Source organism: Sorangium sp. So ce295, assembly GCF_051527405.1.
GTDB lineage: Bacteria > Myxococcota_A > Polyangia > Polyangiales > Polyangiaceae > Sorangium > Sorangium cellulosum_B.
In genome coordinates this window covers 7,388,116-7,410,429 of the sequence record NZ_CP150324.1, presented here as the reverse complement: position 1 = coordinate 7,410,429, position 22,314 = coordinate 7,388,116, and the positions used below count along the sequence as shown (strand labels likewise).

Below are 22,314 nucleotides of genomic sequence, written 5' to 3'. Positions count from 1 at the left end.
TGGCAACTGTGGTAGCTGACCGCCGTGAACGCCACACACGAACCGTCGTACCTGGTCCCGGAGGCCGTCGCCGCCTTCGACGAGGGAGCGCGGCAGGCGGTCTACGACGTCATCGCCCTGCGGCGGGACGTGCGGCATTTCGAGCCGGGGCGCGCGCTCGACCGGGCTGTCCTGCGGCGCATCCTCGAGGCCGCCCACCTGGCGCCCAGCGTGGGATTCTCCCAGCCCTGGGGCTTCGTCGTGGTGCGTGACGAGGCGCAGCGCGCGCGGATCCGCGAGAGCTTCCTTCGCTGCCGTCAGGCGGAGGCTGCCCGTTTTCCGGAGGGCCGGCGCGAGCAGTACCTCTCCTATCGCCTCGAGGGGATCCTCGAGGCGTCGCTCAACGTGTGCGTCGCTGTCGATCTGAGGCCGCGCGGGGAGGCGATCCTGGGCACCATCGTCCAGCCCCAGGCGGTGCGCGCGAGCGCGTGCTGCGCGGTGCAGAACCTCTGGCTCGCCGCGCGCGCCGAGGGCGTCGGCGTCGGCTGGGTCAGCATCGTGGAGCCCGCCGTCCTCCGCGACGAGCTGCGCCTCCCGCCGGGCGTGGAGCCGATAGCGTATCTCTGCCTGGGCCACCCCGTCGCGTTCCGGCGGCGACCGATGCTGGAAGAGAGCGGCTGGCGAGAGCGGCGCGCGGTCGATGAGGTCGTCCACGAACATGGCATCTGGCAAGACCGCGACGGCGCCAGCGCGCCCGCGGCGGGCCGGTCGAGCGAGCCGCCGCGCTCATCGCTCCGCACGACGGCGATCTCACCGCTCGACGCCGCCGCCATGGAGGCCTCCCGTGCGCACCAGGCCACGCTCGGCCTGCCGGCGGGCAGCCTGGGGCGGCTCGGGCAGCTCGCGGCGTGGTGGGCCGGCGTGCGCAGCGATCTCCTGCTCTCGCCGCCCGCGCCGGGGCTGGCCGTGTTCTGCGCGGACCACGGCGTCGTCGCGGAGGGCGTGAGCGCTCACCCCTCGTCGGCGACGACGGCGAGGCTCGCGAACGTGATGGCCGGGGGCGCGGCGGTCTCGGCGCTGGCGGCGCGCCACGGCGTGCGGCTGGTCGCGGTCGACGTCGGCCTGGCGGGCGATCTCTCGGCGCTGCCCTGCGCGCCTGTCGTCCCGCTGGCGCCGCGGGTGGTGCGGCGTGGCACCGGCAACCTGCGGCGCGAGCCGGCGATGACGCGCGACGAGGCGGCGTGCGCGATGGAGGCGGGGGCCGAGACCGCCCGCGCGCTCGCCGCGGAGGGCGTCACGCTCGCGGGCGCCGGCGACATCGGCGTCGGCAACACGACCGCGGCGACAGCCGTCCTGTGCGCCCTCACGGGCGCGCCGCCGGCGAGCCTCGCGGGACCGGGCGCCGGCCTCGACGCGGAGGGCGTCGCGCGCGAGGCCAGCGTCGTCGCCGGCGCGCTCGCGCTTCACGTGCCCGATCCCACCGATCCTCTCGATGTGCTGGCGAAGGTCGGCGGGCTGGAGATCGCCGCGATGGCCGGCTTCGCGCTCGAGGCCGCGCGGCTGCGCATGGGCGTCGTCGTCGACGGGCTGACGGCGTGCGCCGCGGCCCTCTGCGCCGTCAGGATGGCCCCGGCGCTCCGCCCATGGCTCCTCGCCGCGCACCGCTCGGCCGAGCCGGCGGCGGCCCTCGCGCTCACCGAGCTCGGTCTCGATCCGCTCTTCGACCTGGGCCTAGGGGTGGGCGAGGGGATCGGCGCCGTGCTCGGGCTGCACCTCGTCGGCACCTGCGTCTCGACGCTGAGCGGGCTCGACCCTCGTCGCGAGCCCGCGGGCGGCTCCGGCGCTCACGGGGTCGTCGCTTCGGGCTCCGTCTCCGGCGCCGGCTCCTTGTAGAACGCCACGTCGTCGATCCACACGCTGAATGCACGGCTCGCCGAGAAGCGAAACTGGATGGCCCAGATCTTCGTCAGGTCGATCGCCTCGAACTGCTGGCCCCAGCTGGACTGCGCGAGGGCGGAGAAGGGCACCTTGAACTGAGTCCAGCAATTCTTCAGCGTGACGACCCTGGTGAAATGGTCGTCGCACCCGCCCCCTTCGGTGGTGCAGATGCCGCCCTTGCTCCAGGTCTGCACGTCGGCGACGTCAACGGTCACCTTCGTCGAGGCGGGGCCGTCCGCATAGGCAAAGAAGGTGATGCCGCTGTACGCGGAGGCGTCGTAGAGGCCCTGATTGGACGCCGAAGCGCTGTTCAATTGGAAGCCGAACAGGGCACCCCACTTCGAAAACAGGTCATCGCCCTCGACGTGCACTGCCAACGTGCTGTCGCCGCGCGGCGGCTCGAGGAGGCTCATAGTGAACGGCTCACCCACGTCGGGCGTTTGCGTCCCCTCGCCATCGTTCCCCACGTACCAGGCCCCTTGCCGGGGGTTCGTTTCATCCACCACTTTGATGATGGTGTCGTTGTCATCTTCCATGTCGTCGATCATCGACAGTTCCAGGGTGGGGTCGCCCATCGGCGGCTCCGGGCATCCTGCCCCCTTTCCGCCGCCTCCCGCGTTCCCGCCGGCGCCGCCTTCGCCGCCAGCGCCCCCGCCTCCCGCGCTCGTGCCGCTGGTGCTGCTGGTCGTACCGCCCCCGCCGCCGGCGCCCCCGCCTCCCGTGTTCCCGCCTTCGCCGCCTTCGCCGCCAGCGCCCCCGCCTCCGGTGTTGCCCTGCGCGACCTCGTACAACTTATCGAAGCCGAAGATCTGGGCACATCCAACCCCGAGCACCGCAATGAGGCACCCGCTGGTCCACCGCGCAAAAGCCAGCTTGCTGTTCATGGTCATGGAAGGGATCTCCGAGAAGCTTCAGCCAATCACGATAGGACGCTGCGTCCCAGAATGGAAGCGCGTCGGTCGCGACGCGAGCCGCCGCGGCGCGGGCTCGAGACAACGGTTTTCGGCCCCTCGCCGGCCCAGCGCTGCTCAGCCTGTCGAATCAAGGCAGCTCGGCTGCGCGTGCGCGGGGCGACCGTTCCCTACATGAGCTGTCTTCGTGAGGAAGCCTCCGCCATCGCCTGTTGGCGACTCGGTAGCTCTCACGAGCTCCCTATGAGCACGAGTCAACACGCCCCTTCGGCGCGGCGGCCGCGGGCCGCGCCGGCGAGCGCGAGCCCGAGCAGCGCTGCCTGGACAATGCATGTCTCGACCGCAGGGTAGATGCCGAGCGCGGTGAGTCGAGGGAGCGGCATCCGGTGGAGCGGCAACAACCCGCAGAGCTGGAGGGCGGCCACGGCGCGGCCGGCGAGCGGGACGCACAGCAGACAGGCGAGCCAGGCGGGAGGGCTCGCCCAGCGGCGCGCGGCCGCCCGGCTCGCGCGGGTGACCAGCGCCGCGCCGGCCGCGAGCAGCGCGAGCGTGATCGACACCCCGGCCACGGCGGGCGGCGCGACGGGGAGCGACACCCCGAGCGCGGCGTCGAGCGCCGAGAACGCCGCGCCGAAGCCGGCCAGCAGCGCGGCCGCGAACACGGCCGCTCGGCCGCCTCGCGACAGGCCGCCATGCCATGGATCCTGCGAGCGCACCTGCAGCGCGCCGCGCCGCCGGGCGAGCGCCGCCGCGCCGGCGAGCGCCGCGAGCGCGAGCGAGATCGTCGCGCCTGCCGTGAGCGTTCGCCAGAAGCCGGTCATGTGCCCGAGCGCCGCCGCGACCCAGGCGGCGAGCGCGAGCACCAGCGCCGCGCCCGACGCGACGTGGACGACACGCCGGCTCCGCGACGACGCGACGGCGGCGAGCGCGGCGAGGAACAGCGCCGCAGGGGCGAGCTCGCGCAGCGCCAGGCGGCTCGAGACCTGGGCCACGAGCCGACCTGGCGCGACTCCGGACCGCGCGAGCGCGACCTCGGCGTAGGTCGCGTCGCGCAGGAGCGTGGCCATGCCCGCGTCGAGCGCGTCTGTCGTCGCGCCTGCCGCGAGCGCCGCTCGAAGGGCGAAGGCGCCGTCGCCGAGGTCGCTCGCGAGCGCCTCGTTCACGGTGCGGACGCTCGCCTCGGCCACGTCGATGCCGTCGAGCTGGGCTGTGCTGAGCGCCTCGCGCGCGTCGACGAGCCTGCCCTCGCGCAGCGCGGCGCGCCCCCTGTCGAGCGCGGCGCGCGCGATGGAGAGGGGGTGTGACGCGGCCTCGCCGCCATAGGCCACGCGCCGCCGGAGCTCCGCGAGGAGCGCCGCGTGCCGCTCGGCGGGGATCCCGCGCGCGGCGAGCTCGGCGCGCAGGTCCGCGTCGGAGCGGACCGCGAGCTCGACCATCGAGTAGCCCGGGAGATCGAGCGGCCTCGGGCTTTCACCGGGCTCGGGGTGGTGGAGGCCGGCGACGTGGAAGGCGAGGTCCCAGCGGTCGCGGGCGGAGAGAAAGGTGAACGGCACCATGGCCGTGCCGCTGACGCCGAATCGAACCGCGGACTCGACACCGATGGGCGCGAGCTGCTCGGCGATGATCGCGTCGTGGAAGTTCGCCGGGTGCGGGACCAGGCTCGCCGCGCGCCGGGTATCGGCGTGCCCCGTCGGGCCGTGGCAGGTGGCGCAGTTCTCCTGGTAGAGCGCCGCGCCGCGCGCCGCGTCGGGCCGCGAGAGCGGCGCCTCCGCCAGCCGGAAGGCGGACGCGACCCGGTCGCGCGCGCCCCTGGCCGCGATGGCGACTCGATCCGCGGCGACCTTCGCCTCGACGAGCTCACGCACGCCGACGATGCCCTGCGCGAGGTCGCCCGCCCCGCTCTCGAGCGCGGACGGCTGGATGCGGGTGGCGACCTGGATCGCCTCGCCGAGCAGCGCCAGCTGCTCGTCATACTCGATGACGCTGGTGACAGCGCCGTTCGCGACGCTCCCGCCGTAGTCCATGGCGACATAGCCGAGCACATGGACGAGGCGGCGCGCCTCGACCTCGGCCGGCTCCCCCGGATCCGCCAGCGCAGGGCGCTCGCCCAGGAGCAGGACGGCGGCCATGGCGGCCGCGCCGACCGCCGCCATGGCGGTGCGCCCGGCCGTCGTTGCTCGCGGGATACGCGGGAGTCGCGGAAGCCGCTGGAGGCCCGCGGTGGAGCCGGCCCGCGCCGGCGCTCCAGCGCCCACCCCCGTCGCGATCATGCGCCCAGGTCGCGCGGCTAGGCGGAGGCAGAGAACAACCAGAAATCGCGATGTCACGTATCCCTCATACAATCGAAAAAGAGTTCATGCTAGCTTCCCTCGATCCTGCAGCGACCCGCTGCTCGACGACAATGCTTTGAGGTCCTCATGATGATCCCGCAGCGTGGCGCTCAGGGGCGCCGCACCGGCTGGCCAGGGAGCAGAAAGGTTTTGCAAGACTGACCTACCGCTGTCGCGCGAGGCGGCTACGGGCGAAGGCCCCGGCGTCCATCCTCCGTGCGAGCGCCCGTGCAAGAGCGAGCGGACGCGACTGAGCGCTGGGACGACGAGCGCCCGCCGTCGGCGCCGGACACGTATTCAGTGTTGGCCAGTGTTGGCCAGTGTTGGCCAGTGTTGGCGCTCGCTCGACAGTCGCGACGGAATTCTGTTGTGCTTGAGCGCGCCCCGGCACTCGCTGCCCTCCGGCGCGGCTCAGAGACAGAGAACGGAGTGGTCTGCCATCGGCGCGAGGCTCTCCGATTTAAGATGATCTCTCATGTGTGGTTTCGGTAAGATGGTAGCAGCGCGTTCACGTCCGATGCGCTGATCGCGAACGGTATCCGGCGCGATGCGATCGCTGACGTGACCGTGCCGGGAAGGCGCCCGGCTCGCCGCATGGCGAGCGTTTGTTGGAGGCAAGGCGGGATGAATCAGGAAGCTCGGAGGGTGAAGCAATGAAATTGAACCCCGGACATCTGGCCGCAGCGTCGGTGGCAGTGACGATGGCGTGGGCCGGCGAGGCGGTCGCTCAGTCGGTGATGAGGCAGCCCTATCTGCAGTCGTTGACGCCCAACTCGGTCTACGTGGTGTGGACGACCGACGTGGGCACGAACAGCCGCGTGCGCTACGGGACCGATCCGGCGAATCTGACGCAGACGGTGGACCTCGGCGCGCTCGCGACCCAGCACGAGGTACTCATCAGCGGGCTCACGCCGAACACCCGTTACTACTACAGCGTCGGTACATCGAGCGCGGTGCTGGCGGGCGGCTCCTCGTCCTTCTACTTCGAGACGGCGCCGCCCGTGTCCACGCCGAAGAAGTTCCGGGCGTGGATCATCGGCGACACCGGCTACGGCGGCACGGCGCCCTGGGCGACGCGAGACGCGATGCTGAACACCGTCGGCGCGTACCGCCCCGACCTGTTCCTGCACATGGGGGACATGGCGTACAACTTCGGCACCACCGAGGAGTTCACCAACGGCTTCTTCAATCAGTACGCGGCGATCCTCCGCAACACGGTCGTGTGGCCGACGTTCGGCAACCACGAGGGCCTGAGCTCCGACTCGGCGACGCAGACCGGTCCTTATTACACCGCCTACGTGCTCCCCACCGCCGGGGAGGCCGGCGGGGTTCCCTCCGGTACGGAGGCTTACTACTCGTACGACTATGCGAACGTCCATTTCGTCGTGCTCGACGGCTATGGCTCCTCGCGTTACTCGAGCGGCGCGATGGCGGCCTGGCTCGCCGCCGATCTCGCCGCGACGGAACAGGACTGGATCATCGCGTACATGCACTTTCCGATGTACACGAAGGGCACCCACGACTCGGACGAGGACTGGCTGATCATCGAGCACCGGGAGTACCTCGCGCCCATCCTCGACGCGGGCGGCGTCGACCTCGTGCTCGCGGGCCATTCGCACAACTACGAGCGCTCGTTCCTCGTGGACGGCGCCTACGATACGCCGACCACGGCGGACGGGCACATCGTCGACGGGCACGACGGCAAGCCGCTCGGCGACGGCCCCTACGTGAAGCTCCCTGGCAAGGGGAGCCACGAAGGGGCGGTCCATGTCGTCGCCGGCCACGGCACGTACGTGGGCGGCTCGGGAGGCCACCCGCTCATGTATTTCAACGAGGCGCAGAGCGGCTCGTGCCTCCTCGACGTCGAGGACAACCGGCTCACGGTGTCCAACGTTCGCTACGACGGCGTGATCAGCGACCGCTTCGCGATCGTGAAGGGAACGGCCCTCGACGTCGCGGCGCCCGACGGCGGGGAGCGCCTGCCGCCGGGCGGCATCTTCCCGATCCGCTGGGCGACCGTGGGGAACATCCCCACCGTCCGGATCGAGTACACGACCGACAACGGCGCGACCTGGACCACGATCACGAGCAGCGCCGCCAACACGGGCCGCTACAACTGGGTGGTTCCCTCCACCGACACGACGACGGCGCTCGTGCGCGTCTCCGACGCCGAGCACCCGCTGCTCTCCGACGAGAGCAACGCCGGCTTCACGATCCAGAGCCTCCCCCGCACGGCGGTCTACTTGGGCGACTACTGGGTTTACGACGACCTGGGCGTCGACCGGGGTACGGCCTGGCGGAACCTCACGTTCGACGACTCCTCGTGGAAGGGGGGCTGGGGGCAGCTCGGCTACGGCGACGGCGGGGAGAGCACGGCCCTCTACCGGGCCACGCCGTCGTATCCCACCGCCTACTTCCGCAAGATCATCCCGATCGACGGGCCGGTCGCGCAGGCGACCATGAAGCTCATCCACGACGACGGCGTTGTCGTCTGGCTCAACGGCGCCCAGGTGGCATCGAAGCGCGTGACCAACACGGCCTACGGTGACTATGCGTCCGCGGAGTCGCGCGACGACGAGCTCACCACGGTGACGCTCTCCCCGAGCTCTTTCGTGGTCGGAAGCAACATCCTCGCCGTGATGGTCAAGCAATCGGCCCCCAATTCGACCGATCTGTCCTTCGACATGGAGCTGACGCTCACCTATGCGCCACCCGGCAGCGGGAGCAGCAGCAGCTCGAGCTCGTCCAGCAGCTCGAGCTCGTCCAGCTCGAGCAGCAGCTCGAGCGCCTCGAGCACGAGCGTATCCAGCACGAGCAGCAGCAGCACGGGCGTATCCAGCACGAGCAGCAGCTCGAGCGCCTCGAGCACGAGCACAGGCAGCATCATGATGAGCAGCTCGATGAGCGTGGGCAGCGGCGGCGCGGGCGGGGCCGGCGGCGCTGGCTCCGGAGGCACGCCCGTGTGCAGGACCGTGCAGCGCGGCGTCTTCGGCACGGTCTGGGACGCGACGCTCTGGTCGGCTTCGCCGACCTACAAGGATGGGTCGTACCCGTCGATCTACACGGGCGGAGCCGGCACCGGAGGCTTCCGTGCTGCGCTGGTCTGGTTCGACCTCTCGTTCATCCCCGCCGGCGCGCCGGTCTACTCGGCCACCTTGACGATGAATCAGGTGTACAAGTCGTCGGTCACCACCGTTCGTCTCCACGAGGCCCTCGCGCCCTGGGGCGAGACGACCGTGAGCTGGAACAGCTACAACCAGAGCTGGGAGCCGCTCAGCTTCGCGTCGATCGTCACCGTCAACGGCGCCGGCGATCGGACCGCCAACCTCACCGACCTGGTGCAGGATTGGGTGAGCGGCGTCCTCCCGAATTACGGGTTCGTGATGGAAGAGGACGTGGCGGGGGCGACGCCGTGGCGGGCCAGCGAAGACACCACGGCGTCGCGCCGCCCGCGCCTCGAGGTCTGCTACGCGGAGTGACCGCGCACGGCGACGCCCCGGCGGGCATCGCCGGCCGGCCTCGTCGCCCCCCGCGCGTCCACGATCTCCCCTCCATCCCTAGTCAGCGCTGAGCGCCGCAAGAGCGCCCGGAGGGCAGGCTCGCGCCGTCGAGCCGCCTGCGGGCGCATGTGTCAACCGCAAGTTGACGTCGTTGACAGCGGGCCATGACAGCCGCGAGCGTGCCTGTTCGCCGGAGCGGGTGAAACGCCGTCGTTCGGCGGAAAAATGCAATCATGGTGCCCTGATGTGCTGCCGGCGGTGATGGCGCGCCGTGGCCTGGGCATTGCTCTCCACGTGAAGACAGGACAAGACATCACGTGGACATCGCGAGGACATGACGACCCGTGGGGGGAGGGGTGCGCAGAGGGGGTGAAGGGTGGGGGTCGTCGGTCGCGCGCAACGTCAATGATTGAGGGATGAACTCATGAGCTTGAAATTGACCTATGCTTTCGGTGCCCTGTTGTCGTTCGGCCTCGCCGGCTGCCTCGCGGCGGACGGCGCCGACCTGGATGTGGACGTGGACTCGGCGAGCGACGCGCTCAGCGCCGTGAGGATCGAGGCCGAGAACCAGAGCTGGTCCATCTCGTCGGGCGACAGGATCGAAGACAACGCGGACAACGTGAAGCTCCGCGCCAACCAGAGCGGGGACACCTTCAAGTTCTCCGCGTCGGTCGCGTCCGGCACGTACAAGATCGTCCTTCGTTACGCCACGCGGAACGTGTACGGCAAGTACGAGCTCGCCGTGAAGGGATCGTCGGTGAAGTCCTTCGACGCTTATGGCTCCTCCACCGGCGACAGCTGGACGACCGCGACGCTCGGGGAGAAATCGCTCTCTGGCAATGTCGAGTTCGCGCTCACGTGCAAGGGCAAAAACTCCTCGTCGTCGGGGTACGACCTGAAGGTCGACTACATCGAGCTCGTGCCGGTGGGCGGCGGCGACTCTGGCGGCAGCTCGGGCGGCAGCAGCTCGGGCGGCGGCACCACGACGGCGGGGAACGGCGGCGTCGTCAGCTCGACGATCATCGTGAAGGCGGGCGAGACGTTCGACGGCGGCGGCAAGCGGTACATCGCCGACAAGAACACGCTCGGGGACGGCAGCCAGGCCGAGGACCAGAAGCCGGTGTTCAAGCTCGAGGACGGCGCGAAGCTGAAGAACGTGGTCCTCGGCGCGCCGGCGGCCGACGGCATTCACACGTACGGCAACGTCACGCTCGAGAACATCGTCTGGGAGGACATCGGCGAAGACGCCCTGACGGTCAAGAAGTCCGGCACCGTGGTGCTGAACGGCGGCTCCGCGAAGAACGGCGACGACAAGGTGTTCCAGATCAACGCGGCCAGCACGTTCAAGGTGTCGAACTTCACGGCGCAGAACGCCGGCAAGTTCATCCGGCAGAACGGGGGGACCGACTTCAAGGTCGACGTCTTCATCGACCGGTGCGACATCTCGAAGATGAAGGAGTCCATCTTCAGGACGGACAGCGGCAGCAGCAGCGTGACGATGACGAACACCCGCTACAGCGGCATCGGCAAGGCGCTCTTCATGGGCGTGAGCTCCTCGAAGATCACGACGTCCAACAACACGCAATACTGACCCGGCGGTTCTGCACATTTCCGCCAGGGAAGGAGCGTCCTCGCGGGCGCTCCTGCTCGCTCTCGCGCGGTGTCAAGGGTCAAGGGCCCTCCGCTCCGTCTCTTCCTCTCTGGCGAGCTGGCGAGAGGCGGGCGAGAGGCCTGGAGCGATGTGTCGCGTCAGGCGCGCTCATGTCAACGTTCACATTCTGCGATCACTCACTGTTCCGGGAAATGTACCGCTAAATTGCGGATCTTTGTCGCGAGGAGAGAAGCGACTGTCATCGCGATAGGAACGCCGGTGTGGCATCATGCGCCAATGCGTACCATCACGGATAGGCTCACACGTAGCGCTCGATACCTCGCCTTCGCGGCCATGCCATTCGCCATCCTGAACTGCTCCAGCAGCGATCCCGATGTGTCGGGGGACGGCGGCGGGACCGCGGCGAGCTCCGGCTCACCGAGCGCCAGCAGCAGCACCAGCAGCAGCGCCAACAGCTCGAGCTCGAGCGGCGGCGACGCCTCGACCACCACGACGTCGGGGGCAGGGGGCAGCGGAGAGGGTGGCGCGACGGGAGTCGGCGGGAGCGGAGAGGGCGGCTCCGGAGGGAGCGGCGGCGCGCCCTCCGAGGAGTTCGCGCTCGCGAGCACCAATCACGCGGAAGGCGCCAAGTTCGCCGACAAGTACACCTGCCAGACCGCCGGCTTCCAGAACAGCGTCATGCCGGAGCTCCACTGGACCGCGGGGCCCGCGGGCACGAAGAGCTACGCCATCACCTTCATCGATGTCACCCTGGCGCACGCGACGCCGTCGCAGCCCAACGGCTATCACTGGGTTCTGTACAACATTCCTGCCACCACCACCTCGCTGCCCGAGGGGTTCAAGCAGGCGGACGCGACGAAGCTCGGCGCCCAGCAGAACTCGAACTACCTCGGGCCTTGCCCCAATTTCGGCTCCAGCACCGGCACGAAGACCGACACCTACGAGTTCACGATCTACGCGCTCGCCGAGGAGTCGATCACGATCACGGGCAGCGGCACGGCTGCAGTGAGGGACGCGGAGACCAAGCTCGAGGCGAAGAACCTGGGCAGCGCGAAGCTCACCGGCACGTCCAACGCCTTCTCGAGTCGATGAAACGGCAGCTGCTTTCTCGGTCCTGAAGCATCCTCTCGAGTGTTTCGAGAAGCTTCACAGGGAGGCGGGGAGGCGGGGAGTAAAATTTCATGAATCTCCCTGTCTCCTCGCCTCCCCGTTCGAGCTTCTCTTCCCCGGAATGCCAGTAAGATGAGGGGATTTGTCAGCTCTACAGCTTGACCCCTGGGTCGCAGGTGCGATGTCTCGATGACCGTCGTCGGACGCGAGGCGCCTGCCGAATCCATCCGTCCGTCATCCAGAGGCGGGATCCCGGCGGCGACCCTCCCGACGCTTCGGGGCCTGCTGCGGGGAAGACAGGGTCTCTGCGAGCTTGCCGCTCCCCTGTTCGAACAGCTTCTTCTCGTACCAGGGCCGTGTGGCGTGCGCGCGAGCGAGATACGCGAGCGCGAGGACGCCGAGGAGCGGCAAGGCGGCGTAGGCCACCGAGTGGGCCGTCACGTCGGGGCCGATCGCGCTGGCTGAGCTCCACGAGGGGACATAACGCGCCTTCACCGTCTCGCCCTCGCGGAGGCGGGCGAACGCGCCGTGGGACACCTCGTCGGAGAAGGCGGCGCCGCCATCGCCCCGCATCGTGACCTCGAAGCGGGTGTGGTCGCCGTCCTCGTTCTCCTGGAGCCGCGTCACGCGGACGTCCACCGTCTCGCCCAGCCAGCGGCGCGCGTGGAAGGCCGCGAACGCCATGTTGAACACGAGCGACGCGACGGCCGCGGCGATGGCCCACCGCATGTGGAACGCCGCCCTGCGCGCGAACCGCTCGCCGAGCGGCTCGGACGAGAGGAGCATGCGCCCCCCGCGCGGGGGCGCGAGCAGGTATCCCTGCGCCTGCTCGCGGTACCCCTGGGCCTGCGCCTCGGGATCGGGCGCGCGCCGGAGCTCGCCGATCGCGAAGACCCTCTCGCCTGGAAGGAGCTCGGCCACGCGGACGCGCCGGGTGAGATCGATCCGGATCATGCCGTCGAGCGCGTCGACGAGCTGCACGTCCTCGCCCGGCTCGACCCGGATGCGCGCGCCGGACGCGTGGCGAAGATAGAAGGGGTGGACTCGGACCTTGCGGCCGGTCTCGGCCCACTGGTAGGTCCAGACCCCGGAGGTCTCGGACTCGGACCCTTCCTCCTCGATCTCGACGCGCACCGCCACGTCCGCGCCTTGCTCCCGCTCGACGGTGCCCATGACGACGGCCTCGCCGGGGGCGAGCGCGGCGCCGGGCATGAACGAGGCCTCGGCCTGCGCGGCGGCGCGGCGCTGCCGGCGCGAGAGCCGGAGCGCGAGCGCCGCGAGGACGAGCAAGCCGGCCGTCGCGACGCCGTCCACCAGGAGCGACGACAGCCCGGCGTCGAGGTGGTATCGGCTCACGAGCAGCCAGATCCGGGGTTCCATGGCCGGCCATGAGAGCGCAAACCGGCGCGCCCGTGCGAAAAACCCGGCGCGCGCCTGCCTTCCGGAGGAACGATGTCTGCCACGCCGCCTCCCTTCGGCGTCCACGAGCCTGACACGGCAGGGCCGATCGTCGTCAAGCGCGCGCCGTCGAGCCCGCGCTGCGCGGCAAACGTCGCACAGGTGCGCTCTCGTCCCACCACCGGATCCGCTGTTCCACAGCACTCTCGTGGTGCATGCAGACGTTGACACCGCGACGCGACGCACGGAGATTCCGCCCTCAACACCAGGCCCGGGATGATGAGGCTCTCCATGCGCCCAGACGGTTTCTCGCTCTCGTGCTCGGCACTCGCCAGCGTTGCTTTCATCGGTTTTCGCGGTACCGAGCACGTCTCGCAGCCGTACGAGTTCGAGCTCTTCTTCTCCGTCCCGACGAGCACCGACGTGCGCAAGGCGGTGGGCGAGCGGGCGACGGTGCGCGCGAGCCGCGGCGACGGGAAGGACCCGCTCGTCGTGCACGGCGTCATCGCGAGCGTTCGCCTCTTGCACCAGAGCGCGGAGCGGGCGCTGTACCAGGCGCTGCTCGTGCCGAAGCTCTGGTTTTTGCGCCACTTCTGGCGCAGCCACGTCTTCACGAACCAGCCCGTCAAGGAGTTCCTCTCCGCGACGCTCCAGAACGGCGGGCTCGCGGGCGGCGAATTCCGCTTCTCGATCAACGACGGCGACTACCCGGTCGAGGAGTTCGTCGCGCAGTACCGCGAGACGCACCTCGCGTTCTTTCACCGGTGGCTCGAGCGCGAGGGCCTCTACTACTTCTTCGAGCACCCGGAGGACGGGCCCGGCGAGGTGCTCGTCATCGTCGACGATCGCGGGCTGCACGACGACTTCCCGGGCGGCGGGGTCGTGCGCTACGTCCCGCTCTTCGGCGACGACGTGACCGCGCCGCCGGGCCTGCACCAGATCGAGCAGACCGTGCAGTGGCTGCCGAAGACGGTGACCATCGCCGACTACAACTACTCGAACCCGTCCGCGTCGGTGAAGGGCGAGAGCAGCATCACCGCGAACGGGGTGGGGGCGATCCGCGAGTACGGCTTCCGCGTCTTCGTGCAGAGCGACGCCGAGCGCCTCGCGCAGGTGCGCGCGCAGTCGATCGGCTGCCGCGAGGTGACCCTGCGCGGGAGCGGCGACGCGCTCGGGCCGCGGGCCGGGTACCGGTTCTCGCTGGACGATCAGCCCGCCGACGTCGTCGACCAGTGGCTCGCGCTCGAGGTGCAGCACAGCGCGTCGGTCGCCGGGATCACGCCCGAGGTCGCGCGGCTGACGGGGCTCTCGGCCAAGGACATCTACGCGATCAAGCTGCTCGCGATCCCGGCCGACGTGCAGTTCCGCGCGCCGCAGGCGACGCCGTGGCCGCGCATCTACGGGTTCGAGAACGCGATCGTCTGCGGCCCCGCCGACAGCCAGTACGCGCAGATCGACGCCGACGGCCGCTACCTCGTGCGCTTCGAGTTCGACACGAGCGGCCTGCCCGACGCGCGCATCTCGACGCGGGTGCGCATGATGCAGCCGCACGGCGGGACGACCGAGGGCTTCCATTTCCCGCTGCGCAAGGGCACCGAGGTGATGATCTCCTTCCTCGGCGGCGACCCGGACCGGCCCTTCATCGCCGGCGTCGTGCCCAACGCGCACCGGCCGAGCGTCGTCGCGGAGCGCAACCTCAGCCAGAACATCATCCGGACGGGGAGCGGCAACCAGCTCGTGCTCGAGGACGAGCAGGGCAAGGAGTTCATCTTCCTCAGCACGCCGAACAACCGCACCGGCATCTACATGGGGACGCCGAGCGCCAACCACGGGGCGGTCTACACGGGCGACGGCGACACGCAGACCGGCACGTTCCTGTCCCCCGAGAACGCCGACCCGGCCATCGCCGGCAGCAGCCTCGTCGACGTCACGTTCAGCTACCTCGAGACGACCTCGGGAGACGGCGGCTCATGGATCGGCGGCGACTCCTGGGAGAACGTCAGCGGCAACAAGTTCAGCATGGTGGTCTGCAACCTCTGGGCGGGCATCGGCGGGACGTACACGCTCCAGGTCACCGCCGCGGCGACGGAGACCTACTACGCGACGCGCAAGACCACGATCAAGACGGGCCGCGAGGACACGGTCGAAGCCGGCGGCATGAAGCAGACCATCACCGACGGGATGACGCTGACCATCACGAGCGGCGGGATGAAGCATGACGTCCACGGCAAGTTCGAGCAGACGATCGAGCCGGAGGGCTCGTCGACGGTGACCGGGCCGTGGATGCACAAGGTCACGGCCGAGAACTTCGACGACTACAAGAGCTGGAAGACGGAGGTCGCCACCACCTGGAAGGGCCACTTCGGCGCGGACGTCGACCTGAAGTCCGACACGAACTTCCTGATCAAGGCGCCCAACGCGAAGATCACGGCCACCAACCTGAAGTGGGAGGTGCTCGGGCTGACGTTCGACCTCACGCCGAACAAGCACGAGCTCTTCGTCTACAAGGGGGCGACCGGCGTCATCAAGACGGACCACGCCGCGCTCGCCCAGCAGGCCTACTTGCTCAAGCTCGAGACGTCGTTGATCAAGCTCGACTTCGCGGCGATGGACAAGAAGGCTGTCGGCGCCAAGATGGATCAGTTCGGCACCTACCTGAAGCAGCAGGCGATCGCGCTGACCCTCGCTGGGGTCATCGCGTGGAACAGCGCCTTCACGAAGATCTGAGCGCGGATGCGAGTCGTCAAACCCCTCAAGGTCCCGGCGCTCACGCGCGTCGTCGAGGTCGCGCGGCGCCTCAGGTTCCACGTGGGCGCCATGATGGCGTTCCCCCTCGACGCGCCGCGCGCGCTCGTCGATGAGATGTCGTTCTGGCAGGCCGCGACGGCGGCGCTCGGGAGCCTCCCGCTCGACGACGGCATCACGAAGGCGCGCGGCGAGCTGCTCGTCGCGGGCCGGTGCTACGCCCCGGAGGGCCGCCGCGTCGGCGCGTCGTTCGTCCGGGCGCGGCTCGGCTCCGTCGACAAGCGCCTGGCCGTGCTGGGCGACCGGTACTGGAGCGGCCACGGCTTCACGGAGCCGGAGCCGTTCTCGGAGATGCCCATCGACTGGGCGCGCGCGCTCGGCGGGCCGAAGGACGCGGCGAACCCCTACGGGAAGGGGATCGAGGAGATCGAGCGCGGCGGGCAGCGCGTCCGTCCGCTGCCGAACGTGGAGCACTACGGCGCGCTGATCCGCTCGCCCGGCGACCGGCCAGGCCCGGCGTCCTTCCTCGCGATGGACGTGACGTTCGGCCAGCGCCGCGCCCGCGCGGGGACGTACGGCGCGGACTACGTCGAGAAGTGGGCGCCCGGCCTGCCGCCCGACGTCGATCCCGCCTTCTTCAACGTCGCGCCGAGCGATCAATGGCTGGCCGAGCCGCTCCGCGGCGACGAGGCGTTCCTCGTGGAGAACATGCATCCGACGCGCCCGCGCATCGAGGGCGCGCTCCCCGGCCTCGCCGCGCGCGTGCTCGTCACCCGCCGCGACGCGAGCGGGGAGGCGTTCCTGGAGCTGCCTGTCCGCTGCGACACGGTGTGGCTCTTCCCCTCGGCCAACCTCGGCGTCGTGATCTTCCACGGCTCGATGCCCGTGGCCGACGACGACGCCGGGGAGATCGTCGACCTCGTCGTCGCCTGCGAGGAGATCGGCCGCCCCCGGCCGATCGAGCACTACCGCGAGGCGCTCGCCCGGCGGATCGACAAGGACCGGGGCTCGATCGCGTCCCTCAGCGACAGCGATCTCATGCCGCCCCGCGAGTCGGGCGTCGCCGCGAACGTCGCCGGCATCGAGATGGTGCAGTGGCTCAAGAGCGAGAACCTCGCCATGCAGAACCTGCGGCGCGGCGCGGAGCGGGAGCGCGAGCGCCGCCGCGAGGAGCTGCTCGCGGACGGCATCGACCCGGCGCGATTCGGCCTCGACGCGCCGCTGCCGGAGGAGGAAGCGCCTCCGCCGGTCGACGATCTCGACGCGCTGGTGACGTACCTCGACGCGGCGTCGCGGAAGATGGAGGAGGAGAAGGAGAGGGCCGAGCGGCTGAAGAAGGAGGCCGAGGAGCGCTTGAAGGCGCAGGCCGCGGAGATGGACGTGTCCGAGGAGGCGCTCCGGCGCGGCCAGACCGGGGAGGAGCCGCCGGGCGGCCCGCCGCGCTTCTCGGCCAAGGCGCAGCTCCAGCAGTACGCAGAGCTGGCCGAGGCGGCGCGCCTCGGCGGCGTGCCGAACCTCGAGCTGGAGGCGATGCTCGCGGATCCAGGGTTCCCCGAGCAGCTGCTCCGCCTCGAGCAGGCGGCGCGCGAGGGCTACCGCGGCTCGGCGCACCTGCGATCCGCGGCCCTGCCGATGACCGCCGAGGCCTCGGAGATGGCGCGCGTCGTCGTCGACGCGGCGCGCGAGGCGGGCGAGCCGCTCGACGAGCGCGATCTCACCGGCGTGGACTTCCGCGGGGTCGACCTGCGGGGGATGCGCTTCGCGCGCGCGTTCCTCGAGGGGGCCGACCTGCGCGGCTGCGACCTCTCGGGCGCGGTGCTCGAGGGCGCGGTGCTCGCGAAAGCCGACCTCTCTGGCGCGAACCTGACGGGCGCGCGGCTCCGGGGCGCGAACCTGGGCAAGGCGAACCTCGAGGGCGCGGTGTTCGACGACGCCGATCTGACCGAGGCCGTCCTGATGGGCGCGAGGCTCGCCGGGGCGAGCCTGAAGCGGGCGAAGCTCGAGCGCGCCGACGCCCTCCAGGTGAGCTGGGGCGGCGTGGATCTCTCGGGCGCGGATCTCTCGCTCTGCTCGTTCCTCCAGACGAGCTTCGCCGGGGCGAACCTCGCCGGGGCGAACCTCGAGCGGGCGATGCTCCTCGAGTGCTCGCTCGACGGCACGGACTTCTCGGGCGCTCGGCTGCACAAGACGTCGTTGATGAGCTGCACCGGGGCGAAGGCCCGCTTCGCGGGGGCGCGCTTCTCCGAGGGGGTCGCCGTCCACAAGAGCGGCCTGCCGGAGGCCGACTTCCGCGACGCCGTGCTCGACAAGACCTGCTTCCGGACGACGGACCTGCGCGGCGCGCGGTTCGATCGAGCCCAGATGACGATGACCGATCTCTCCGAGGCGGACGCGACGGGCGCGACCTTCGACCGCGCCGTCATGAAGAACGCCCTCTTGATCCGGACGAACCTCGACCGCGCGTCGCTCCGCGGGTGCAATCTGACGGAGGCGATCCTCTCGAAATCGCGCCTGGCGGGGGCCGACTTCACGGGCGCGCAGCTCTGCCGGGCCGATTTCAGCCGCGCGCGCGGTGACAACCGCACGACGTTCGCCGAGGCGAGCGTCGAGTTCACCCGGTTCGACCGGCAGGCGGCGCCGGCTCCTGGAGGCGCGACATGAACCGCGACGAGGTGCTCGACAAGGTCCGCCACGGGGACCCGATCCAGGCCGTGGACATCTCCGGGCTCGACCTGACGGGCGCGGATCTCTCGGGCGCGGTGTTCGACCGGGTCCGCATGCCGCGCGTGATGCGGGGCGCGCTCGTCAAGGAGTCGACGTTCTCGGAGTGCGATCTGTCGGGCGTGGACGCGGCGGGCGTGGACCTGCACCTGACGACGTTCTTCCGGAGCCGCCTCGACGGGGCGACGCTCTCGGGGGCGAGGCTCATCGGCGCGACCTTCGTCGAGTCGAGCTTCGAGGGCGCGGCGCTGTCGGGCGCGGAGGCGCCCATCGCCAGCTGGACGACGTGCTCGCTGGAGCGCGCCTCGTTCGAGGGGGCGAACCTCGACCGGGCGAACCTCGTCGAGGTCAAGGCCGGCGGCGCGAACTTCTCTCGCGCGAACCTCGAGAAGGCGACGTTGTACAAGCTCGACCTGCGCACCGCGCTGCTCGACGGCGCGAACCTGACGCTCACGACGCTGGTCGAGGCGGCGCTGGGCGCGCGGGCGTTCCAGGGAACAAAGCTGTTCCGCACGCAGTTCATGCGCGGCAGCGTCGCTGGCTCGAGCTTCGCGGGCTGCGACGCGACGCAGTGCAACTTCACCGGGGTCGACGTGTCCGACTGCGATTTCTCCGATGCGGTCCTGACGCAGGCGCTCTTCGTCGAGGCGAGCGCGGCGAAGGCGCGGTTTCCGCGGGCGAAGCTGCAGAACTCCATCTTCGAGCGGGCCGCGCTCGCGGAGGCCGACTTCTCGGGGGCGGAGCTCGTCGAGGCGTACCTCGCCTTCGCGTCGTGCGCCGGCGCGCGCTTCGTCGGCGCGAAGCTCGCGTACGCGGACCTCTCGCACTGCGACCTCTCGGGCGCGGACTTCACGCAGGCAGCGATGTTCCGCACCAAGCTGCACCGCGCTCGCCGCGACGGGGCGAAGGTGCCGGCGGGCGCGGGCTGGCTCGGCGACGACGAGAAGCTCGCCGCGATCGAGGACTGGAAGCCGCGCCGCGGCGGCGAGCGCGATGGGCAGCGCGCGTGACCGTGCCTGCTGCGCGCGCCGCGCGGAACCACGAGACACGAGTGCGCCCTGGGGCGAGGCCGCGTTCCACGAAGTTCATTGATTTTTGCCGTGAAATCGTCGAAACTAGCGTTGCGGCGCGCACGTCCTGACCGGGCGGATCCAGGCCGAGGAGACCCGAGATGCAGAGCATGGCGGCCCGCGAGCCCCTGACGGTGGCACACGACGACAGCGCGCAGGACGACCTCCTGGCCGCGGTGGATCTGCCAGCGATCGAGCGGTCGCCCTCGCCGCGACGGGTGCCGTCGCTGGAGACGGGCGTCGTCCGGGGCACGGCGTCGGGGCTCGTTGTCGAGCTCGGCGGCGGGCCGGTCGCGGCGCGGCGCGCGAAGAGCTGCCTCGTCGCGCCGGACGCGGGGGATCGGGTGCTCTGCGCGGTGGAGGGCGAGCAGGTCTTCGTCCTCGCGGTGCTGGAGGGCGAGGCGGGCGCGACGACGCGGATCGTCGCCGAGGGCGATATGAAGGTGCAGGCGACGGGGCGGCTCGGGCTCGGCGCCGGCGACCAGATCGAGATCGCCGCCGCCAGGGAGGTCGGGCTGTTCGCGGGCAAGCTCCAGATCCGCGCGCAGGCGGCGGCGGCGGCGATCGAGGAGATCGGGCTCGTCGGCCGGTCGCTCGAGGCGCACTTCCAGAAGGCCGTCGTCGTCGCCGAGCGCATGGAAACGCGCGCCGACCGGCTCGTCCAGCGCGCGAAGCAGGCGTTCCGCTTCGTCGAGGCGCTCGAGCAGGTGCGCGCGGGCGTCTTCGATCTCCGCGCGGAGGGCCTCGCGGCGGTGCGTGGGGAGAACACGATCGTCGCCGCGCGGACGCTCGCGAAGCTCGACGGCGAGCAGGTCAAGATCGGCTGAAGGGGCGCGCCGCGCGAGGCCGCGGGCGCCAGCAACGACGAGGGGTGAAGCGATGCTCGCGAAGACGACCGCAGGGGGGATGTGCCTGGCGTTCCCGGACGTGTGCCTGACCCCGACGCCGGCCCCGGTGCCGATTCCATACCCGAACATCTCGCTCCATCCGATGAGCGTGCTCTTCGTGCCGAACGTGCTCGTCACCTGCGCGCCGGCGCACAACATGCTGACGGTCGCGCCGCTCACGATGGGGGACAACCCGGGCGTCGCGCTCGGCGTCGCGTCCGGGATGGTGATGGGCCCGTCGCGCAACGTGACCGCGGCCTTCACGGTGATCGTCGGCTGCGCGCCCATGACGCGCCTGACGAGCATCTCGATCCAGAACAGCACGAACGCGCCGGGCATGGCCATCGTACCGAGCGTCACCACCGTCCTCGTGCTCGCGCCGTGAGGGTCGCGAGCAAGGGGTCCGCCACGGATTCAGGGTCGGCGCCGGAGAAGAGCACGCTGACCGAGGCGCTCGCGAAGCTCGACGCGGCGATGCGCAGGCCGACGGGCAGCAGCGTCGATCCGGATCGGCGCCGCGTGGCGGCCCGGCTCGCGGATCTCGCTCGATGCGAGGACGACGAGCTCACGGCGTTCGCCAGGCGGCACCTGCCCGGCCGCGCGGCGGACGAGGCGGCGCTGCGCGCCGCGCGAGAGATGCTCCTGGCGATCGGCCGCGTCCTCGGTCCGGAGGGCGAGAGCGCCGAGGCGCTTGTCGTGCTGAAGGACGCGCACAGGGCGCTCGACGAGCGGCTGGCGGAGGCGAAGCGGGCCGCGGCGCAGCGCGCGGAGGACGAGGTGGCGGCGAAGCGCGCGGCGGAGGAGGCCGCCGCGACGACGGGCGCGCCGGCGCTGGTCGAGGCGCAGGGGCCGCTGTCTCGCCTGGGCGGGGGGCTGCCCTTCGTGCCGCCGACCGCGGCGAAGCATGAAGCGGAGGAGGTCACCGCGACGACGAGCGCGCCGGCGCTGGTCGAGGCGCAGGGGCCGCTGTCTCGCCTGGGCGGGGGGCTGCCCTTCGTGCCGATGGCGGCGCCGGCGGCGCCGATGCCGGCGCCGATGCCCGCGCCGATGGCGGTGCTGGGGTCAACGGCGGTGCCTGGGCCGGCGCCGCTCGGTGTGCCCGCGCCGATCGCAGCACCCGCGCTGGCACCGATGGCAGTACCTGTGGCCGCGCCCGCATCTGTGGCCGCGCCCGCACCTGTGGCCGCGCCCGCACCTGTGGCCGCGCCCGAGCCCCCTCCGGCGCCTGCGTCCACACCTGCACCCCAATCCGTCACCCAGCCCGCGATCGTGCCTGTTCCCGCGCCTGCGTCGGTTCCTCGGACGGACCCGCCGGTGAGCGGCGCGGAGTCGAAGCCCCTGAGCAAGACGCTCCCCGATTCGCCGCGGGTCATCGACTCGGCGCTGCCCTTCATCCCGGTGGCCTCCGAAGACCGCCCTCGGCCGTCCGTCGCTCGTTTCGACTCGGCGCTGCCGTTTCAGCCCGTCGCCAGCCCCGATGGACAGCCGGTGCGCGAGCCTGGTCCGGCGCCCGCGCACCACTCCCCGGCGGTGCCGCTCCACGACGAGCGTCATTCCGTTGCGGCCACGCCGAGCGCGCAGGCCGCTGCCACGGCGAGCCCGTTGCCGGTCGCTGCGTCGAGTGCGCCGCCGGTCGCCGCGCCGAGCGTGCCGCCGGTCGCCACGCCGAGCGCGCCGCTGGTCGCCGCGCCGAGCGTGCCGCCGGCCGCCGCGTCGGGCGCGCCGCCGGCCGCCGCGCCGAGCGCGCCGCTGGTCGCCGCGCCGAGCGCGCTGCCGGCCGCCACGCCGAGTGTCCCGCCCGCCTCCACGCCGGCCCCCGGGAGCGTGAGCGACCCGCTCAGCGCGCGCCCGCCACCCTCGCTCACGCTCAACCAGTACGCCGGGCTCGTCGTCGCGTGCGAGCTGTACCCCGCCTACGTGGAGAGCACGAACGCACGCTACGGGGTGCCGACCCCCGCGGCGCGCGCCTCGCTCGACGCCTTCTGGGCAGGCCGCTTCGCAGCAGATCCCGCCCTTGCCCAGCGCTGGCCCGAGCTCTGCGAGGCCGCGCGCAGGTACTTCCTGCAATCGCGCTGAACGCCGGCGCCGCACGCGCAGCGCCTCGCAGGAACAC

General features: G+C 71.1%; 13 protein-coding genes and 1 pseudogene. 11 read left to right on the top strand and 3 right to left on the bottom strand.

Annotation, left to right across the window (positions count from 1 at the left end; all coding sequences use genetic code 11):
• Positions 1-24 precede the first annotated feature (24 nt).
• Entirely contained in the window at positions 25-1,872 is a 1,848-nt protein-coding gene (gene cobT, locus WMF11_RS28110; RefSeq protein ID WP_437972889.1) for a nicotinate-nucleotide--dimethylbenzimidazole phosphoribosyltransferase, read from the top strand.
• On the opposite strand, the gene WMF11_RS28105 is transcribed toward cobT, so the two are convergent.
• On the bottom strand, positions 1,824-2,801 hold the full coding sequence (locus WMF11_RS28105; protein ID WP_437972888.1) for a hypothetical protein: 978 nt from the start codon (positions 2,799-2,801) through the stop codon (positions 1,824-1,826). The genes cobT and WMF11_RS28105 overlap by 49 nt on opposite strands.
• 281 nt (positions 2,802-3,082) lie before the next feature.
• A complete protein-coding gene (locus tag WMF11_RS28100) occupies positions 3,083-4,981 on the bottom strand; it encodes a c-type cytochrome (protein ID WP_437902351.1) in 1,899 nt (632 codons plus the stop codon).
• 830 nt (positions 4,982-5,811) lie between these two features.
• On the opposite strand from WMF11_RS28100, the gene WMF11_RS28095 reads away from it, so the two are divergent.
• The 4 genes and pseudogenes from WMF11_RS28095 to WMF11_RS28080 all read left to right on the top strand — a co-directional run bounded on the left by WMF11_RS28095 (position 5,812) and on the right by WMF11_RS28080 (position 11,362).
• Positions 5,812-8,637 carry a DNRLRE domain-containing protein gene (locus WMF11_RS28095; RefSeq protein ID WP_437972887.1) on the top strand — a complete coding sequence of 942 codons (2,826 nt, stop codon included), beginning with the start codon at positions 5,812-5,814 and terminating at the stop codon, positions 8,635-8,637.
• A gap of 445 nt (positions 8,638-9,082) precedes the next feature.
• Positions 9,083-9,574: pseudogene (locus WMF11_RS28090) on the top strand (pectate lyase); the annotation flags it as partial.
• Between the two features lie 9 nt (positions 9,575-9,583).
• On the top strand, positions 9,584-10,249 hold the full coding sequence (locus WMF11_RS28085; RefSeq protein WP_437555504.1) for a pectate lyase: 666 nt from the start codon (positions 9,584-9,586) through the stop codon (positions 10,247-10,249).
• A 354-nt stretch (positions 10,250-10,603) separates the two neighbouring features.
• Positions 10,604-11,362, top strand: a complete 759-nt coding sequence (locus WMF11_RS28080) for a YbhB/YbcL family Raf kinase inhibitor-like protein (RefSeq protein WP_437902349.1) — start codon at positions 10,604-10,606, stop codon at positions 11,360-11,362.
• Between the two features lie 252 nt (positions 11,363-11,614).
• On the opposite strand, the gene WMF11_RS28075 is transcribed toward WMF11_RS28080, so the two are convergent.
• Positions 11,615-12,760 (bottom strand): hypothetical protein, encoded by a 1,146-nt coding sequence (locus WMF11_RS28075; RefSeq protein ID WP_437972886.1) that lies wholly within the window; start codon positions 12,758-12,760, stop codon positions 11,615-11,617.
• A 309-nt stretch (positions 12,761-13,069) separates the two neighbouring features.
• Here WMF11_RS28075 and WMF11_RS28070 point away from each other — a divergent pair, with 309 nt between their 5' ends.
• The 6 genes from WMF11_RS28070 (at position 13,070) to WMF11_RS28045 (ending at position 22,277) form a co-directional block, all read left to right on the top strand.
• Positions 13,070-15,505 (top strand): type VI secretion system Vgr family protein, encoded by a 2,436-nt coding sequence (locus WMF11_RS28070; RefSeq protein ID WP_437902347.1) that lies wholly within the window; start codon positions 13,070-13,072, stop codon positions 15,503-15,505.
• Positions 15,506-15,511: 6 nt separating this feature from the next.
• Positions 15,512-18,184: a DUF2169 domain-containing protein gene (locus WMF11_RS28065; RefSeq protein ID WP_437902346.1), complete on the top strand. Its 2,673-nt coding sequence runs from the start codon at positions 15,512-15,514 to the stop codon at positions 18,182-18,184.
• Positions 18,181-19,254 carry a pentapeptide repeat-containing protein gene (locus WMF11_RS28060; RefSeq protein ID WP_437902345.1) on the top strand — a complete coding sequence of 358 codons (1,074 nt, stop codon included), beginning with the start codon at positions 18,181-18,183 and terminating at the stop codon, positions 19,252-19,254. Before WMF11_RS28065 ends, WMF11_RS28060 begins: the two co-directional genes overlap by 4 nt.
• A gap of 161 nt (positions 19,255-19,415) precedes the next feature.
• The gene (locus WMF11_RS28055; RefSeq protein WP_437902344.1) at positions 19,416-20,141 is read left to right on the top strand and encodes a DUF3540 domain-containing protein; all 726 of its coding nucleotides are present in this window, start codon (positions 19,416-19,418) and stop codon (positions 20,139-20,141) included.
• A 52-nt stretch (positions 20,142-20,193) separates the two neighbouring features.
• Positions 20,194-20,586 carry a DUF4150 domain-containing protein gene (locus WMF11_RS28050; protein WP_012237562.1) on the top strand — a complete coding sequence of 131 codons (393 nt, stop codon included), beginning with the start codon at positions 20,194-20,196 and terminating at the stop codon, positions 20,584-20,586.
• Positions 20,583-22,277, top strand: coding sequence for a hypothetical protein (locus tag WMF11_RS28045; protein ID WP_437972885.1), 1,695 nt, complete (start codon positions 20,583-20,585; stop codon positions 22,275-22,277). Before WMF11_RS28050 ends, WMF11_RS28045 begins: the two co-directional genes overlap by 4 nt.
• Positions 22,278-22,314 lie beyond the last annotated feature (37 nt).

Bases quoted from the DNA above. Each gene is read 5' to 3' on its own strand.
- WMF11_RS28105 (WP_437972888.1), bottom strand. From the start codon at position 2,801: ATGAACAGCAAGCTGGCTTTTGCGCGGTGGACCAGCGGGTGCCTCATT.
- WMF11_RS28060 (WP_437902345.1), top strand. From the start codon at position 18,181: ATGAACCGCGACGAGGTGCTCGACAAGGTCCGCCACGGGGACCCGATC.
- WMF11_RS28065 (WP_437902346.1), top strand. From the start codon at position 15,512: ATGCGAGTCGTCAAACCCCTCAAGGTCCCGGCGCTCACGCGCGTCGTC.
- WMF11_RS28080 (WP_437902349.1), top strand. From the start codon at position 10,604: ATGCCATTCGCCATCCTGAACTGCTCCAGCAGCGATCCCGATGTGTCG.
- WMF11_RS28070 (WP_437902347.1), top strand. From the start codon at position 13,070: ATGCGCCCAGACGGTTTCTCGCTCTCGTGCTCGGCACTCGCCAGCGTT.
- WMF11_RS28100 (WP_437902351.1), bottom strand. From the start codon at position 4,981: ATGGCGGCGGTCGGCGCGGCCGCCATGGCCGCCGTCCTGCTCCTGGGC.
- WMF11_RS28075 (WP_437972886.1), bottom strand. From the start codon at position 12,760: ATGGAACCCCGGATCTGGCTGCTCGTGAGCCGATACCACCTCGACGCC.
- WMF11_RS28055 (WP_437902344.1), top strand. From the start codon at position 19,416: ATGCAGAGCATGGCGGCCCGCGAGCCCCTGACGGTGGCACACGACGAC.
- WMF11_RS28095 (WP_437972887.1), top strand. From the start codon at position 5,812: ATGAAATTGAACCCCGGACATCTGGCCGCAGCGTCGGTGGCAGTGACG.
- WMF11_RS28050 (WP_012237562.1), top strand. From the start codon at position 20,194: ATGCTCGCGAAGACGACCGCAGGGGGGATGTGCCTGGCGTTCCCGGAC.